This window comes from Deinococcus sedimenti (genome assembly GCF_014648135.1).
GTDB lineage: Bacteria > Deinococcota > Deinococci > Deinococcales > Deinococcaceae > Deinococcus > Deinococcus sedimenti.
In genome coordinates this window covers 43460-58525 of sequence record NZ_BMQN01000015.1, presented here as the reverse complement: position 1 = coordinate 58525, position 15066 = coordinate 43460, and the positions used below count along the sequence as shown (strand labels likewise).

9 protein-coding genes are annotated in these 15066 nt (G+C 62.7%); 3 read left to right on the top strand and 6 right to left on the bottom strand.

Annotated features, from left to right (window positions below; translation table 11 throughout):
* Positions 1 to 244 (bottom strand): hypothetical protein (locus IEY69_RS21835; protein WP_229784090.1); only part of this gene is annotated, 244 nt, incomplete at its 3' end.
* A 300-nt stretch (positions 245 to 544) separates the two neighbouring features.
* Between IEY69_RS21835 and IEY69_RS17800 the strand changes: the two genes are divergently transcribed.
* On the top strand, positions 545 to 2251 hold the full coding sequence (locus IEY69_RS17800; RefSeq protein WP_189074492.1) for a DUF262 domain-containing protein: 1707 nt from the start codon (positions 545 to 547) through the stop codon (positions 2249 to 2251).
* Positions 2252 to 2563: 312 nt separating this feature from the next.
* Positions 2564 to 3931: a DNA cytosine methyltransferase gene (locus IEY69_RS17795; RefSeq protein WP_189074491.1), complete on the top strand. Its 1368-nt coding sequence runs from the start codon at positions 2564 to 2566 to the stop codon at positions 3929 to 3931.
* Between the two features lie 48 nt (positions 3932 to 3979).
* Here the strand turns inward: IEY69_RS17795 and IEY69_RS17790 are convergent, their stop codons facing one another.
* From IEY69_RS17790 to IEY69_RS17780, 3 genes are read right to left on the bottom strand one after another with little or no spacing between them, the layout of a single operon-like run.
* Entirely contained in the window at positions 3980 to 4816 is an 837-nt protein-coding gene (locus IEY69_RS17790; protein WP_189074490.1) for a DUF6339 family protein, read from the bottom strand.
* Positions 4813 to 5838 carry a hypothetical protein gene (locus IEY69_RS17785; RefSeq protein WP_189074489.1) on the bottom strand — a complete coding sequence of 342 codons (1026 nt, stop codon included), beginning with the start codon at positions 5836 to 5838 and terminating at the stop codon, positions 4813 to 4815. Before IEY69_RS17785 ends, IEY69_RS17790 begins: the two co-directional genes overlap by 4 nt.
* The gene (locus tag IEY69_RS17780; RefSeq protein WP_189074488.1) at positions 5825 to 7786 is read right to left on the bottom strand and encodes a hypothetical protein; all 1962 of its coding nucleotides are present in this window, start codon (positions 7784 to 7786) and stop codon (positions 5825 to 5827) included. The genes IEY69_RS17785 and IEY69_RS17780 overlap by 14 nt, the downstream gene beginning before the upstream one ends.
* Positions 7787 to 9503: 1717 nt before the next feature.
* On the opposite strand from IEY69_RS17780, the gene IEY69_RS17770 reads away from it, so the two are divergent.
* Positions 9504 to 10298, top strand: coding sequence for a hypothetical protein (locus IEY69_RS17770; RefSeq protein ID WP_189074486.1), 795 nt, complete (start codon positions 9504 to 9506; stop codon positions 10296 to 10298).
* Between the two features lie 243 nt (positions 10299 to 10541).
* On the opposite strand, the gene IEY69_RS17765 is transcribed toward IEY69_RS17770, so the two are convergent.
* On the bottom strand, positions 10542 to 12650 hold the full coding sequence (locus IEY69_RS17765) for a hypothetical protein (RefSeq protein ID WP_189074485.1): 2109 nt from the start codon (positions 12648 to 12650) through the stop codon (positions 10542 to 10544).
* Positions 12647 to 15061, bottom strand: coding sequence for a hypothetical protein (locus IEY69_RS17760; RefSeq protein ID WP_189074484.1), 2415 nt, complete (start codon positions 15059 to 15061; stop codon positions 12647 to 12649). Before IEY69_RS17760 ends, IEY69_RS17765 begins: the two co-directional genes overlap by 4 nt.
* Positions 15062 to 15066: the final 5 nt, after the last annotated feature.

The following is a 15066-nucleotide window of genomic DNA, read 5'->3' as shown; positions in this document are numbered from 1 at the left end:
GGCTCCTCGGAATGCCGTTCTCAACTGCCAGCACGTCAGTTTCCCGAAGTGTCAGGTGCTGAGGGTGTAACCTGCCGCTGAGCCGAGTCTCTACTCGAAACTGTCCAAACTTTGAGGCGAGGACAATCACGCGCCCACAGACTTCACCGTAATTCACGGTGAAGTCTGTGGTGGAGATGACTAGCTGGTACGAGGCGTCCTGCGTATTGACCTTGTCCCAAGTGTAGTTCCAGTCAATCTGCAAATATCAGAGTACTTCAGCCCGTCTGTTTTAGTCGGGCTAATTCGATTGAGGTCCGGCCACCGAGCGAGGAAGTCTAGGATCCGCCGCTCCATGCACTGTTTGTATAACACGAACCCTCTCAGTCTGGGGCTCAATTTGCAATCGGATGGGCATCGGAAACAGGGTCAAGCTGGCGTCGACCGGACCGATGTTCGATCCGCGGACCTTGGCCGCTGGGGAAAACAGGATGGACCACTTGTCACCGGCGCGTGAAATTCCGACCCGCTCAGTCAAGGACGCCGAAGCTGACAGAATGGCAGCATGAGTGTCCGTATCCACGGTTCCGAGCACCCTGTTCAGAAGATATTCAGCGACGACTTCGCCTTTACGATTCCTCCTTATCAGCGTCCTTACTCCTGGACGACGGAGCAGGCCGAAGCTCTTCTCGACGATCTGCTCGAGTCTGTCAACAATGCCTCACGCTCGGAGCAGGAGCCCTATTTCTTGGGAAGTATCGTATTGATCAAAGAAGAAGGAAAGCCGCCTGCCGAAGTCATTGATGGCCAGCAGCGCCTCACCACCTTGACAATCCTCTTGGCGGCCCTACGCGAGACGATGGCGAAATCGGGGGTCGCGGCGGCGAGCGAACTGAATCACTACATCTTTCAAAAAGGTAGCCAGATCACCAATGTTCCCGATCGTCCTCGGTTGAGAATCCGGGATCGGGACAATGTCTTTTTCCGTGAAGTCATCCAAGAGGCGTGCCGAGATCTGAACGACCTCCGATCAGTGGTGCTTTCCGATCCCCAGAAGAACCTAAAGAACAACTACGAGGCCTATCTGGGGCGGCTGAGCGCGCTGACACCCGATCAACGCCTCTCCTTGGCAACCCATATTCTGACCAACTGCTTTCTCGTGACGGTGAGTACACCGAACATGGAATCGGCCTATCGCATCTTCTCGGTGATGAACGACCGGGGCTTGGACCTCTCCTACACCGACATCCTGAAAGCTGAGATCATCGGCGCCGTCGGCGAGCCGCGCAGAGAGACCTATACAGCGGTCTGGGAGGACATTGAAGAGGAGCTCGGGCGAAGCGGTTTTGAGAATCTGTTCTCCCATTTACGAACCGCCATCAGAAGAGTCAAAGCTCAAGATACCCTCCTCAAAGAGCTCCGAACCTACGTCAAGCCACAACAACAGCCGGAGAAGTTCATTGACGCCACGTTGCAACCTTACGCCGAGGCATACCGGATCATCCGTCGACAGGAATATGAGGCTACGACCGGCGCGGAGAAGGTAAACGAGATGACCGGCTGGCTCAGTAAAATCGACAACGAGGACTGGGTTCCCCCCGCATTGGCGTTTTTCGTCCGGTATCGTCAAGAGCCCCAGCTTCTCATAAGGTTCTTCACGGCACTGGAACGTCTGGCCGTCGTCATGTTACTTACTCGTGCAAACGTGAACGAACGGATTAACCGCTATGCGGAAGTCCTTTTGGCCATTGAGCGGGGAACGGGTATCTTTGGGCCGAGTTCGCCTCTCCATATTCGTCCTGCGGAAGCTGAACGTGCCGTGGCAACTTTGAACGGAGACATCTACAATTTCACGAAAATCAACCGTTACGTGCTTCTTCGGCTTGACGCTGCTTTGAGTGGCGCAGGAGCCAAGTACGATCAAAAGATCATAAGTATTGAGCACGTCCTCCCCCAGAACCCTCGAGCGGACAGCCATTGGATGCAGTGGTTTCCGGAAGCGAGCGACCGCGAGAGGTGGACACATAGACTGGCGAACCTGGTACTTCTGGCAAAGACGAAGAACAGCCAGGCGAGAAATTTCGAATTCGATAAAAAGAAGACGTCGTATTTCCAGGGAGTTGGAGGTGTCTCGCCCTTCGCTCTGACCACACAAGTTCTTTCCGAGTCTGCATGGACGCCGGAGAGCCTTGAGATCAGGCAGAGAGAACTGACGATGAAGCTCATAGAATTATGGAAACTCGATGGAAATCATGTATTCACAGCAATATAGGCTACGCATCAGTTGTCCTTCATAAAACGTGTGGTCATTATATCTTGAGGGTGATTCAAGAAGTGTATACAGTCGTTGGGCGGCTCGCTCATGAGGCTCCTGCTCGGAACGTATCCTTCCAGCCGTGTGACTTCTTGGTCCTATTGAGACCGGTGTCAGTCCGAATCGTTTAGGAGTGACCTTTACCCCCATAGCACAGAGCCTACGTCGCCACACCAACTTCAAGCCGTGCCGTTATCGCTCACGGGTGAGGCGCCGCGGATCCCGTGGAAAGGCCCACCGTCAAGCCGCTCCTGATAAGCTCTGTAGGTCGTGAGTCGCTTAATCGAAAATCAAACAGCTCAAGTGGAAGACGGCTTGACGATTCTGGAAGGCCCGAAGAGAGAACGAGATTTTGAGGCGGAAGGCAACCAGGAGCGACCACAGCTCACACTCTTTTCGCAGGAGCAGTTAGATGCCCATCGCGTCGAATCTTTCGCCCTCAATGTCGATGGGACGATGCTGACAAGGTATGTGAGGCGACGCGACGGCACGAAACGTGCCTCGTCGGTCCGATTGCGACGTCCACTCGAAGGGGATCTTCGCGCGGCCTACGACGAAGCTTGGTTGAAGAGCGACACCCGCCCGCCGACCACCAACCTGAGTGGCCAGTTGCGTATCGTCGACCTGTTCAGCGGGTGTGGAGGCTTAAGTCTCGGAGTGATTGAAGCCGCCCGCGCCCTTGAGATGGATTACGAGGTCGTACTCGCGTCGGACATCTTCCCGTCGGCTCGAGAGGTGTACGAAGGCAACATCGTCGTAAGGCGCACGACGGACGAACCTGTCGAGTCGCTCTTTGACGGTGCGCTCAAGGCCCCTTTGACGGAGTCCGAACTCGCCTTGAAGTCCAGTCTCGGCCCGGTCGATTTCGTGATCGGCGGCCCCCCCTGTCAAGGGCACTCAAATCTGAACAATCACACGCGCCGGACGGACGAGAAGAACGCTCTCTACATCCGGATGGCGCGTGTCGCGGAGGTCCTTTCTCCCGAGCACCTGATCATAGAAAACGTCGCCGGGGTGCGCTTTTCCAAAGACCAGGCGTTCCAGAAGGTGTGGCATCACCTCCGATGGTTGGGGTACTACGTCTGTACCGGCCTCGTCTACACGGACAGGATCGGGGTCGCACAAACGCGACCGCGCGTGCTCCTGCTCGCTTCGAAAAAGCAGCGGATCTCGTGGGACGACATGATTGAGGAATACAGGACGGAATCCCGCAGTTTCGATTGGGCCTGCGCGGACCTGGAAACGCTCGGCGAAGGAGACTACGACACTACACGTCAGCCGCTGCCCTTGACGCAACAGCGGATCGACTATCTATTTGAGAACGACCTGTTTGAGCTCCCGGAATCCGAGAGGCCGGAATGCCACCGGAACGGTCATACGTACAATGCCGTCTACGGTCGCATTCACGGCGAACTGCCCGCGCCCACCATCACGGGTGGATTCATGACGATGGGTCAGGGTAGGTTCGTTCATCCTCGGTGTCGGCGTACCCTCACTCCACACGAAGCGGCCCGGATCCAGTTCATTCCGGACTGGTTCCGGTTCGGAAAGCGCTCGCGGAAGGACTATGCGACATTGATCGGCAACGCGGTGCCTCCCAAGTTGTCGTATGTTGCGGCCTTGGAACTGATGCGTTGAAACGGAAGGGCGTCCCCGACCTATCCGGTCAGGAGCCGTCCGAAGTTGTCAAAGAAGCGACCTGAACCAGTCTTCCAGACTGTTGAGGGTCTCTGCCGGGACGCCCGATGAAGGGGGGCCTTGAGGAAGTTCTTCGTTGAGGAGCTCCTCGCGCTTCGGTATCATTCGATACCATTCGTCGGTAGGATCGTCGTCCAGGTCATACGCTGCTCTGGCTTCCAAGGAGTTCAGGCTGAGTGCGGCGTTGATCTTCTTGCTCAAACCTTTCATTTCCTCGTCATTGAGCCTAGGCGCGCCTTCACGAATGGGATAGTTCTCCGCCACCTTGACGAATGCGATGGCAGCCGGTCGATAATGCGAATACGAAAGTTCAAGGGCAAACTGCGCGGTGCGCGTACGGCGGAACAGGGGGGCGACAAACTGATAGTCGTCACCCGACCTGACCATTTCCGCTCCCCACCAGAGTCGTGCAAGACCGTTGCGGAGCGTTCCGCCGGTGTAACGCCAGGCCGAAGTGACCGTCTCCGGATCGGTGGGCCAACGAATCTCCATGTACCCTCGTCCGTACGCCAATGTCAGCCATGTCCAGAATTGAGGATCTGCAGCCAAAGCACGGTGCACCCGGACCGCGGCGTGCAGGCGGGGCGCCAGCCACCCGTCCAGCTCGTTCTTCTCCTCGTCTGTTAGCGGACGTTTGACCGTCCATTTCGAATCCGTCGTTAGGTGCCCGAACAAGGCCTCCAGCGGCCCCAGGTCCAGCGCCTGCTCCTCGTCGAAATCGACGGCGAACTTTTCGTACTCCTCCAAGGACCCCAAATCGTTCCCTTTGAGCTTCGTGATCAACAAGGTCTCAATTTCTCGGCGATACCCACGGACGCGATTCATTCTTCTCCTTCGTCAATGGCTCTGACGGCGTCTCGAATCATCTTCGTGCCACCGATCTGTTCCTGGATGGCCGTGCCGAGCAGCGAGGCCAAGCTGCCCGCTGCCGCACCGTTCCGGAGCTTTTCCAACAGTGTCGGGAGCCGCTCGTCCTCTGGTTCGAGTGGAAACAGCCTAGGCAGCAGCTCGTTGAGAACGTTTCCTTTCCAACCCTCGGGAAGTTCGGGACTATCGTCTGGACTTGTCGTCAGATCGGCCGCGGCCACGAGAAACATCTGATGCCAGACGGCCTGTGCGACGAAGGCCATGGTCATAAGCTTGACTGCCTTGCTGGTTCCGGCCGCATCGTCCGTCTCCAAGGCCGCATGTAGGGCCTTATGGTTGGAGTTGAGCCACACGACCGGCTCTTCGGCACCGGTATCCAGATAGAACACGTCTTGGGGATGCTTACTCCGCCATTCGTGATGAGAGGCCTGAAAGTCCTCCCAACGGACGTCCATTCCCGCATTGAGACGGGGCTTGGGCGGCTGCAACCGCACAACGGCACTCTGCCCTTCGGCGAGGATCTGGCCTACAGCCAAGGCAAAACTCTTCTTCGCCCCGGGTGGCCCCGGCAGGATTCGTACCAGTCTCGCGTCGCATTTCACATCGCGATCCACGCTGGAACGGCGTAGCGTCACCGTCCCTTCCCAGCGCCCGGGCGCGACCGCCGTCAGCTCTACCCCACGCCGCAACTTCGTGCTCGGACATGTCACGCGCACGATCATCCGAGTTTCGGTGTCCAAATCGGACTCCGGAGGCGCGAGTTTTTGCAGTTCCGCGTGTGGAAGGGTCACGCCCACTTGCATCTCGAGGGTTTTCCACTTGGGCGATACGAGCTCGTACACCATGCTGCCGACGTCTTCAATGCCCATAGCGGACGTGAACTCGATCGGGGTTCCAGCGTCTCGGTCGATGCAGGATGTTATCTGGACGCTCACGTCTGTCGACATCGCGTAGGGAGCAAATCGTTCACTGGTCGGCATCGCGCATTTCCTCGACTTTTAAATCCACCTTCAGGCGACTGGTCGCCGCGACGATTCCGTCGGCGTCAACGGCCGAGACCCCTGCAAAGGCGATCTCTTTCCGGTTCGGAGCCACCTCCAGCGCTCCCTCGGCGGTCGACGCCCCCTCGCCCACGACGTCAAGCTTCTCCCATCTCAGTGGAATCGGCCGTCCGCTTTCCACTTCCAAGAAGAGTCGAGGAGTCACGCGCCAGCGCTTCGTGCGGTCTTTGACCGTGACGATGGCCGAGACCTGCCATCGCTCATCCAACACGAACGCTTTGGGTCGTTTCATGGTCGCCGGTAACGAAGTCCCTTTCTTCGGGCCGGGGGCGACCGGGGTCTTGACTACCACCGCCAGCAGTTTCATGAGCTCGCTGGGACCGCTGTTCTCGTTGCCTTCCGGGGGACGGATGGTCTTGCGGATGGCCGTGACGATCGCCTTGTGGAAGTCGTCGAGACGGGACTTGGCACCCCGCACGTAATTCGCACTCAGATCGCTGGTGAACCGCCATTCGTCGTGCGCTGGGGGTTCAGCGTCCCGCAGAAACCGTTCGGCCGCCTGAGCTTCAGGATGCTTTCCGGTCGCCGTTCCGGCGAGCAGTACCGCGTGGAACAGGCGCCCTCCGACAACCAGACCGCTCTGCTTCCAGTACTTGACCACCATCGCCCTGCCACGGGTCAAGGCGACGTGCTCGACGAGCCCTTGTTTTGAGGCCTTGCCTGGCTTCTCGCTGGGCTCTGCTAGCCGGATGAGGAGGTGACAAGTGGCGATCGTCTCGCCCCTTTGACCCTTCAAAGCAGGGACGACCAACGGAACGTCAACCTTGACGGTATCCCCCGGGTCCCTCAACTGTTCAACCAATTCGCCCTTGAGATACCGATCATAGGCGTCGTAGAACTCGGGGAACAGGACGTTGGGAGATACTGTCCGCTGCTCGAGGCGTTTTTCGTCCTTCCAGCGTTCCACGGACACGGAGAGGCGCCCGGCGACGATAGCCGGCCAGAAGTGCTTCGCAGCGGCGGATACCAACTGCTCCACCATAGTCTCGGCCTTGACAGGCTCAGAGGCTTGTGGATCGGTGAAGCCGACGACGAGGAGGCTCGTCCCGTAGGCGAAGTGCGCGTCGGCGTCCTGCGGAAGGTCAGTCCGGTCCAATTGCATTGCCTTCAGCTCCTGACTAGTCAGCCACAAAGAACTGGCTTCGTCGCCTCCGGTCGAGAACCACCCTGGCCCGGCGAGTCCACCAGGCTTTCCATCTGCTTCGTGCCAGGTCAGTTCCGCCTTGCCGATGACTCGGAACAGATCGGCGCCGTCCACTGCCGGGGAGGGAGAGGGGTATGTGGGCCGAATCGCCGAGGCCACCATGACGGCGGAGAGATCGGAGCACACCCAATTGACGGCTTTCCCCAGGCCGAAGGATCCGCCAGCGGTCGAGTCGGACTTTGAGCTGTCCAAGTTGTTACGGATGAAAGCGGCGAACGGGCTTCGGCCATCGCCGGACTGGCGCTCGCTTCCGAACAGACCTGTAGTGCCGTAATCGTCAATCCTCAACAGGGTTAGTGAACTCGCGCTCCGGACGTGCTCCAGACCCTGCTTGAGCCGGCGCCCCATCTTGGAGTCGATTTTGGCCGCACTCTCAACGTGCTGCATGAGGTCCGACAGTCCGATCGATTTTTCGAATTCAGCGTACTCTTTGGAGCTTTTTGAGAGCTCCGTGATCACATAGCGGATCGAAACGGTGGCTGCGTCTTCCATGGCCGCGTCCAGGCTGTTCTGTCCCGTTTCTCTTACCAGCGTGTCAATGTCCGGTGGGGTGGCAAAGATATTGCTGTTGCCAAAATCACGTCCCCCATCTGAGGGAGCCGGGCGCCAAACCCACTCTCCTCCATTTTCCTTAATTGCTGCCGACATTTGATCGGATTCCATTCGACTCCTTGCACATAATCAAACTTCTGGAGAGGACGATCGGCATGACGGCTTGATGTGTCACAGATGAATTATGATGCGTTTTGATTCAAGGGGTGCCGAGATATCCGTCATTGGGTGCCCGCTGGAACGAATGCGCGGACGCGGATGAGACGACGGCTTCTCACGATTGACAGCTCCTCGCCGCCGGCGCACAAGGGTTTGCCCGTTAGGTGCGGGTGCTGCGCCTGCCACTCCCTGACCGAGACACGATAAGTTCGGCGATCGCCGACGCGATGCCGTCACAGTCGCGCTCGATTTCCTTTTCCCAAACCCGGACGACTCCTCAGCCCGCCGCGCTAAGGTCGGCAACATTCTGCGCATCACTCTCAACATTCCGTTCTATCTTGGCGCGGCAGTGCGGCTGGAGTTTCTCCTTTGAGTCATTGAAGCGTCGACCGCGTCAAAAGTCGCTGTCCACGAACACCGCTACCCTCGCGCCCGGGAAGACGACGTACGGAGAGCCCGGAAGAGTCGTCGCGTGCGTTCGACCTCGCGGTGGAGAGCCGAACGGAGAGCGAGCTCCAGCGCCGTGTCCCAGCAACGCACCCGCCCATCAAGGCGCTCCGCTGTTCTCGCGTCAACCGGCAAGACCCGAGTGGTTGTGGCCAGGGCACGACGAAGTCAGCCTCCCGTTTCCGACCACACACCGGACTGGGGAAATTGATGGGCGTGTCAGCGAGGCTGATGCTGAACTTTCTGGAGATGGTATGGGCCGTACGGTGACGCGTCTGTTCTTTGGACCAGTCGTTGACTGGCCTATCAATGAAGTAATCGACAATCATGCCGTCTGGCAGCGCGAGGGTGGACTCGGTGGTAGTCATTCCACGTAATTGTCACGCTTTTTCCGACGGCATACATCCTTTTCCGCCCTGTCGACAGGCCTGAAGTGAACAGATGTTCGGGTCCGTGAGGCGCATGTGCACCGGTCTGCCGGTCAGGAGTAGCACACGTCATCCGAGCGTGAACCGCGCTGACAGGTGATCAACCTCTGTCTGCCGAATTGTCCGGAGCTTGAGCTACAGGTAATCGGCTTGTCAAGTCCGGGACCGACTCACGCTGTTTGTCGGCCTAGACGCCGCTTTCTGGAGATCTCCCTCCTCATGACCAAGGTGCAACCACCCACGCGTCCATACGGTCTTTGCGTGACTTCCCTGTCCTTGGTGCCAGTTGAACGACCTGTAATAGCCGGCACCTCCATCGTTGGCGCGGTTGGATGTCCGTCGGCCTGGTCAAGACGTGCCCCGCCCTATTCCTCTCCAGCCCCTTCGGGTCGCGACGAGCTGTCCAGCCATGGCCCGACGCTGCACGTCAGGGCCAGGCCACGAGATCACGTGGCGAATTCTGCTGTTCCTGATCAGGCCACAAGGTGCCCGCTGTCGCTGGCTGGTACCTGTCCGTCAGATGCACTGCTGGTGACGTCTGACGTCTAGCAGCTCCGCACGAGCGGCCTGGCTTGCTGCGGCGGCCGAACAGGGCTGACCACGCCTGGTCTGCCGTCAACGCCGGGTTGACACCACCACTCGAACGCAGGTCCTGAACGGCGTGCCCCGCCAGGCACCCGTTCAGGCCTGGAGCTGCGCAGGAGCCAATGCTTCCCCTCGCTGACCCCACGAGATTTACAATCACGCACCTGCATCAGCGTCAGCGCCCCGCCGGGCACTGGCTGCCGGACGCCGTGACGGACACCACCGCGAAACGGAGGGCCAAGGCGCGGCGCCTGATCGGCGATGGCATGGGGATCGTGGCCCGCCTGGTGGCGTGTCCGGGACGGCTGTATCACCTCGTGTACGTCTTCGAGGAAGGCGTCGAGCTGTACACGGAGGGTGGTGAGCTGGCCCGGCACCACCTGCAGGCCTTGATACCTGATCTGCCCCAGTACGTGCGTGTATGCCTCAGCCGAGCGGAGGCGCTACACGTGCATATCCTGGCCAGCATTCCAGATGCGGAGTGTCTCAGCCGACTCCGGCAGATGGGATTCCACTGCCGGGCGGTCAATCTACGCGGGCCACACCTGGCGCGGCTGCTCGAGTATCTGTCGCGTCCGTACGACGAGCGGGCCAGTCGGCCTGACCGGCGTGCTGCGCTGCGGTACAGCGCGACCGAACTGCTGGATCAGCGTTTTGCCGCAGCGGAGGCGTACCTGCAGGCCAGACGCGCAGCCCAGGGACAGCGTTTACCGCGTTTAAGTTGGACCCGAAACCTGCCCCTGCTGCGGGCAGAGCCGTATACCCTGTACCGCCTGGCCGTGCTGCGCAAAGCATGGGCGACTCGGCCTGAAGGTGCAGAGAACCCGACTCCTCTGGACGTGCTCATTCCGCACGTGACCATGGTGGTCTGCCGACAAGATTGGCCCAACTTTCCGCGTGGTCCACCGCCACCCGCGGGTTACGTCGCCCGGCCACTGCGACCTCTGATCCATCCCAGTGTTCTGAAATGTGTGCTGTGCCCCCCACCCTTCCGACCCCGATGAGGTCTCAGCGAGCGTCCATCTGGCCGACCCCCCAATACCCTCCGTGTTCCGAGCTGCTGCTGACTGCCCATCTCCTCCAGGCCTGACCTGGCTGGTGCAGGGCAGTCGCTGCCTTGGAACGGGCGTTTCATGACCGGGTGCAGCCGGCTCGCCTAAGGAGCGAACGGCCCGTTCGTAAGGGCCGTCAGGGCGCCGGTGTGGATGGGTCAGCGCCCTCTGCGGCCGGTCACTCTTGTACGGGCTTCAGGTCACGTTGAAGGGAGTGTGGTCTGGCTGCTGTCCATCCGGGCAGGCGTAGCTGCCGAGGTCGAATGGGTCCGGCAGGGTCAGCACGTCCCGGCCGTAGAGGCGGTCGGCCCAGCCGGGGCCAGCCTCGAGCGTCGGGACGGTGTGAAGGTGTGGGAGCAGCCACGGGTGACGCTGCTGGCACGCCTGGCACCGCCTCAGGCTCCAGGTGGCGCCGCAGTCGCCGCACGCGCAGTGGAACTGGTCGTCCTGCCACGCGGAGAACTCGGCGCCCTCCGTGCCGCAGACCGGGCAGCGGCGCAGGTGGGTCAGCCGCTGTTCGCTGGCCGCCACAGCGGTCAGGAACGTGGTCCACTCATCCAGCTCAGCCTGCAGGCGTTCGACCTCGCGCTGGGCGCGGCGGAGGGCCAGGCGCTCGGGGGCGTGGCTGCCCAGCTGCCGCCTGGCGTCCTCAAGGGCGTGATGACGGCGGCGGCTTTCGTTCGTCCAGGAATGGGGCTGCGCGCTCAGGGGGCCGAGCAGGGCCCAGCGGCCGGGGCCGCGCGGCTGCAGCACGTCAGGAAGCCCGGTGGGTGGTACGGCCGCATCGGTTTCGAAGGTGGGCGGGTAGGCGGTGAAGCGCGCGCCGGTCAGCACCAGGCGCAACACGCGGGCCAGCCGCTCGACGCTTTCCAGGTCGACCGCGGAGATGGGCAGGCAGCTGAGCTTCGGGTGCAGCCGGACGGGATCGCTGGAGACCGCGTGCAGTTCGGGCATGGGAGTCTGCTGGGCGGTGCCGGGGTAGAGCAGGACCGTCTGGGTGGTGAGGGCCTCCGCGGCGTCGGTCAGGGCAGCGGCGGCCCGGCCCAGTTCCTCGCGGCGCAGGTCACCGAGGGGGGTGGGGGAGGCGACCACCCGGAGGAGTTCCGTTCCGGCCTGCTGCAGGGTGCAGGTGCCGTCGAGCTGCCAGGTCAGTTCGGTGGGGCCTTCGGGGCCGCGCAGGGCCAGCGTGGCCCCGGGGTGGAGGGCGGTGTCGGTCACGGGCGTGAACTCGAACTGCTGCAGGGCGTGGAGGGTCAGGAGCAGCGCGTACCGGTCGAACTGCGTGGCGTCGTGCTGCGCGGTCTGCTGCTGCTCCTGGACGGAGACGTGGCCGGTGTGGGCGTGGCGGTACCAGGAGAGCCACAGCCGGGCAACGCGGCGGTAGTGGGGGTCGTTGCCCAGGATGTTGGTCAGGCGCAGCTGGGCGGGCACCTGGCTTTTGGCGGGCACCCGCGTGTAGAGCGGACTGACGGTCAGGCGTTCGAGCCGGTAGAGCAGTCGGCCGAGGTCCTCCAGGCGTTCACGGGCGAGCAGCTGGGCTTCGGTCAGGTCGAGCGATTCGCCCCAGAGCTCGTAGACCCGTCCCTGCCGCCAGTGCATGCCGCTGGGTGGGGTCTGGGCGTTCAGGTCGATGGTGTCCAGGCCGTTGAGCAGCTCGCGGACCCGGGCCAGGCGCCGGCGGACGTACCGGGTGAGGTGATCGATCAGCCGCGCGGCCACGCGGTTCTCGTAGATGTCGTACAGATCGTCGCGGACGTTGGTGATGACCCGCCGGGGCCGCACGCCCCGCAGCGTCCGTGCGTCCCAGTCTTCCGTATGGGACGCCAGGTAATTGACGGCCCGCACGGGAATCTGTCGGGCGCGGCTGACCAGCTGCCGTTCCTCGAAGATTTCCAGGTGCGTTCTGGGTTGGCGGCACACCGCTTCGAGGTGCGTGAGTTCCCGCTCCATGGTGTCTTCCAGGGGAAAGCGGTGCAGTTCGTCGGCCAGGTCGCGGTCGAGCGGGGACACGCGCAGCCAGTCCGTCCAGCCGCCCGCGTCCAGGGCCAGGCCGGTCAGGGCCGCGTCGAGCGAGCCGAGGGGCGCCCGGGCGTCCGGGGGGACGGGGCAGGTTACCGTGACTGGACTGGCCGGCGCGGCGCTCCAGGTGAGTACGCCGCGGGCGTCCGGGAGCAGGGGCGTGCCGGCCGGCACCGGCAGGCCGTTGAGCAGGCCGCTGGTGGCGCTGACCCACAGGCCGGCGACCGTGAACTCGGGCAGGGCGGCCGCTGCGCCGGTCAGCCGGTTGAGGGCTGGTCCGCTCATGCGGTGACGGGGCTGACGCCCAGTCGGCGCAGCGCCTGTTCGAGGCAGCGGTGGGACTGCTCGGGCTGACCGCCCAGCCGCGGCCAGGTTTTCCGGAGCTGGTGTTGCAGCTCGGTCAGGTCATCCGGACGCACGTCGAACTGGTTCTGGATTTTGCGCAGGACCTTGCTCGCCAGGATGTGGTCGGTCGCCTGGGCGACCGTGCCGCCCGCGGCCACCATGACCGGCACGAAGGCCCGCACCTGCCGTTCCAGGCGGTTGCCCCAGTTCAGCCCGAACCGGTCGTGCAGGACGCCGCCGAGTTCCGTTTCCAGGTAGGTGTACGCCTGATCGGCCGCCGCTTCGTGCGTCCGCTGGGCCTCCCGGAAGGCGCCCTGGAGGGCGGTGAACGAGAGGGGGGCCCGTTCCGGCGACCGCTGCGGCTGAACCTGCGCCGGGTGGCGGGGCAGTTCCATCACGTGCGCGCGGTCGTAGGTCTTGTCGGCGAAGTCCTTGGTGCTCTCGTCGTGGTTGGCCGTGCCGATGAACCAGACGTTGTCGGGCAGATCCAGGATGCGGCCGTCGGTGAGATTCCGGGGGGAGGGGCTCACCGGCGCTTCCATCAGGATGAGCTGCTGGCGTTCCGGGTTTTCCAGGATCGACAGGATGCTCGCGAAGTAATGCTCCGTCTGGGACAGGTTCATCTCGTCGAGCACCAACATCACGGGGATGTCCCGGTACCGCGGGAGGGTGGCCTTATACAGCGCCTGCAGGAATTCCGCCTCGTAGAAGCGCCGTTCGAACGCGTTGAAGTGCCCGATCAGGTCGGCTTTGTCCCGCCAGCCGGACTGCACCTCGGTGAGTGAACTGAAGCCGCCGGTGGCGCGGGCGAACGCGAGGGGCAGGCTGGTCTTCCCGGTGCCGCTGATGCCCTGCAGGAGGTGCAGGCGGCTCATGGCCAGACCGGCGACGAACGTCCGGAGCGTGTCCAGGCTGTACTGGAGCGGCTGCCGTTCGTCGGACGCCATGCGCACCTGCAGGCCTTGAACGAACGCGCCCAGGTCGGCCAGCTGCTCGTCAAGCGGCAGGACCTCGTGCAGGGCCTCGCGGGCGTCGAGGTCCGTGCAGGCGGGGAAGACCACCTTGCCTTCGGCGGAAGTGATGTGTTTGTCCACGTCGGCTTTCAGTTCGCGCAGGGCGGTGCGCAGCAGGGTCGCCTGCGTCTCGAGGCTGAGCTTGTGGTCGCGCAGGGTCTCCAGTTCCGTCACGGCGATCCCGGCGCGTTCCAGCCGCTGCCGGAGTTCACTGATGGTCTGCCCGTCCTGCAGCCGCTTGGCCTCCCAGTCGGTCCGTTCCGTCTCGAGCAACCGCAGTCTGTGCACGGTGTCCTCGGACGGCCGGGCGTTGAGCTGGCTGCGCAGCTGGTCGCGCTCGCCGCGCAACGTGTGCAGCTCCCGCAGGATGTCGTCCGGGGTACGGCCACCGAACTGCAGCGTGGCCTGCGCCTGGGCGTCCAGCGTCCGGGCCAGCGCGTCGCGTTCCCCGCGCGCGGTGTCCAGCCGGCCCTGCAACTCGCGGATCTGCGCTTCGAACTTCTCCAGATCACGGGCAACCTCCTGCCGGGCCCGGGTCTTGAGGTGACGGCGTTCCTCCTCGAGATCCTCCTTCTCGAATTCCAGGTTCTTCACCTCGCGCTCCAGCTTGAGTTGACGGGCCTGAAGCTGGTGCATCTCGCGTCCGGCCGCGTCACGCGCCTCGCCGACCTTCACCTCGAAGTCGCTCTCACGGCGCCGCAGTTCGGCCGCGTGAGCTTCCCGCGCTTCACGCAGCGTCTGCTCATGCGTTTCCCGTTCCGTCAGGAGGTGCTGATGCAGGCGGCTGCCCTCCGTGGTGAGCCGCTCGATCTCCGCGCGCAGCTCCGACAGGGCCGCCTCGCGCTTGTGCAGGAAGCCCGCTTCGGCGTCGGCTTCGCGCGCGACCAGGTCCTCCTCGCGCTGCACCAGCTGCCGCCTGTCCAGATCCACCTGACGGCGCTCGGCCTGCAGCGCCTGCCGGTCGGCGTCGAACGTCGCCCGGTCTTTTTTCAGCTCTTCGCCGCGCTTCTCGGCCGCGCCGGTTTTGGCGTCCGCCTCGGCGACCTTGGCGTCCAGGGTCCGCTTGCGGCTCTCGAGCAGGGCCAGCGCTTCCGTGACCTGCTTGAACCGGCGTTCCAGTTCGGCCTGCGGCTCGGCCGCGGGCATATCGGTCGGGGCGGCCGCCGCCTGAGCCTGCTCCTCCGGGGACGCGCCCCGTAGCAGGTCACCGTACTGCTGGGAAAACACGTCCAGGGCCTGCGTGAACGACGGGCCCTGGGCCGCGCCGGTCGGGGCGGGCGTGGCCGGCTGAGGGGAGGCGGGACGCGCGTTGAATTTGTTCTTGTTCTTTTTGGACATGATTT

Coding starts and splice junctions, on each gene's coding strand:
- IEY69_RS17800 (WP_189074492.1), top strand. CDS start 545: ATGAGTGTCCGTATCCACGGTTCCGAGCACCCTGTTCAGAAGATATTC.
- IEY69_RS17790 (WP_189074490.1), bottom strand. CDS start 4,816: ATGAATCGCGTCCGTGGGTATCGCCGAGAAATTGAGACCTTGTTGATC.
- IEY69_RS17785 (WP_189074489.1), bottom strand. CDS start 5,838: ATGCCGACCAGTGAACGATTTGCTCCCTACGCGATGTCGACAGACGTG.
- IEY69_RS17780 (WP_189074488.1), bottom strand. CDS start 7,786: ATGGAATCCGATCAAATGTCGGCAGCAATTAAGGAAAATGGAGGAGAG.
- IEY69_RS17765 (WP_189074485.1), bottom strand. CDS start 12,650: ATGAGCGGACCAGCCCTCAACCGGCTGACCGGCGCAGCGGCCGCCCTG.
- IEY69_RS17760 (WP_189074484.1), bottom strand. CDS start 15,061: ATGTCCAAAAAGAACAAGAACAAATTCAACGCGCGTCCCGCCTCCCCT.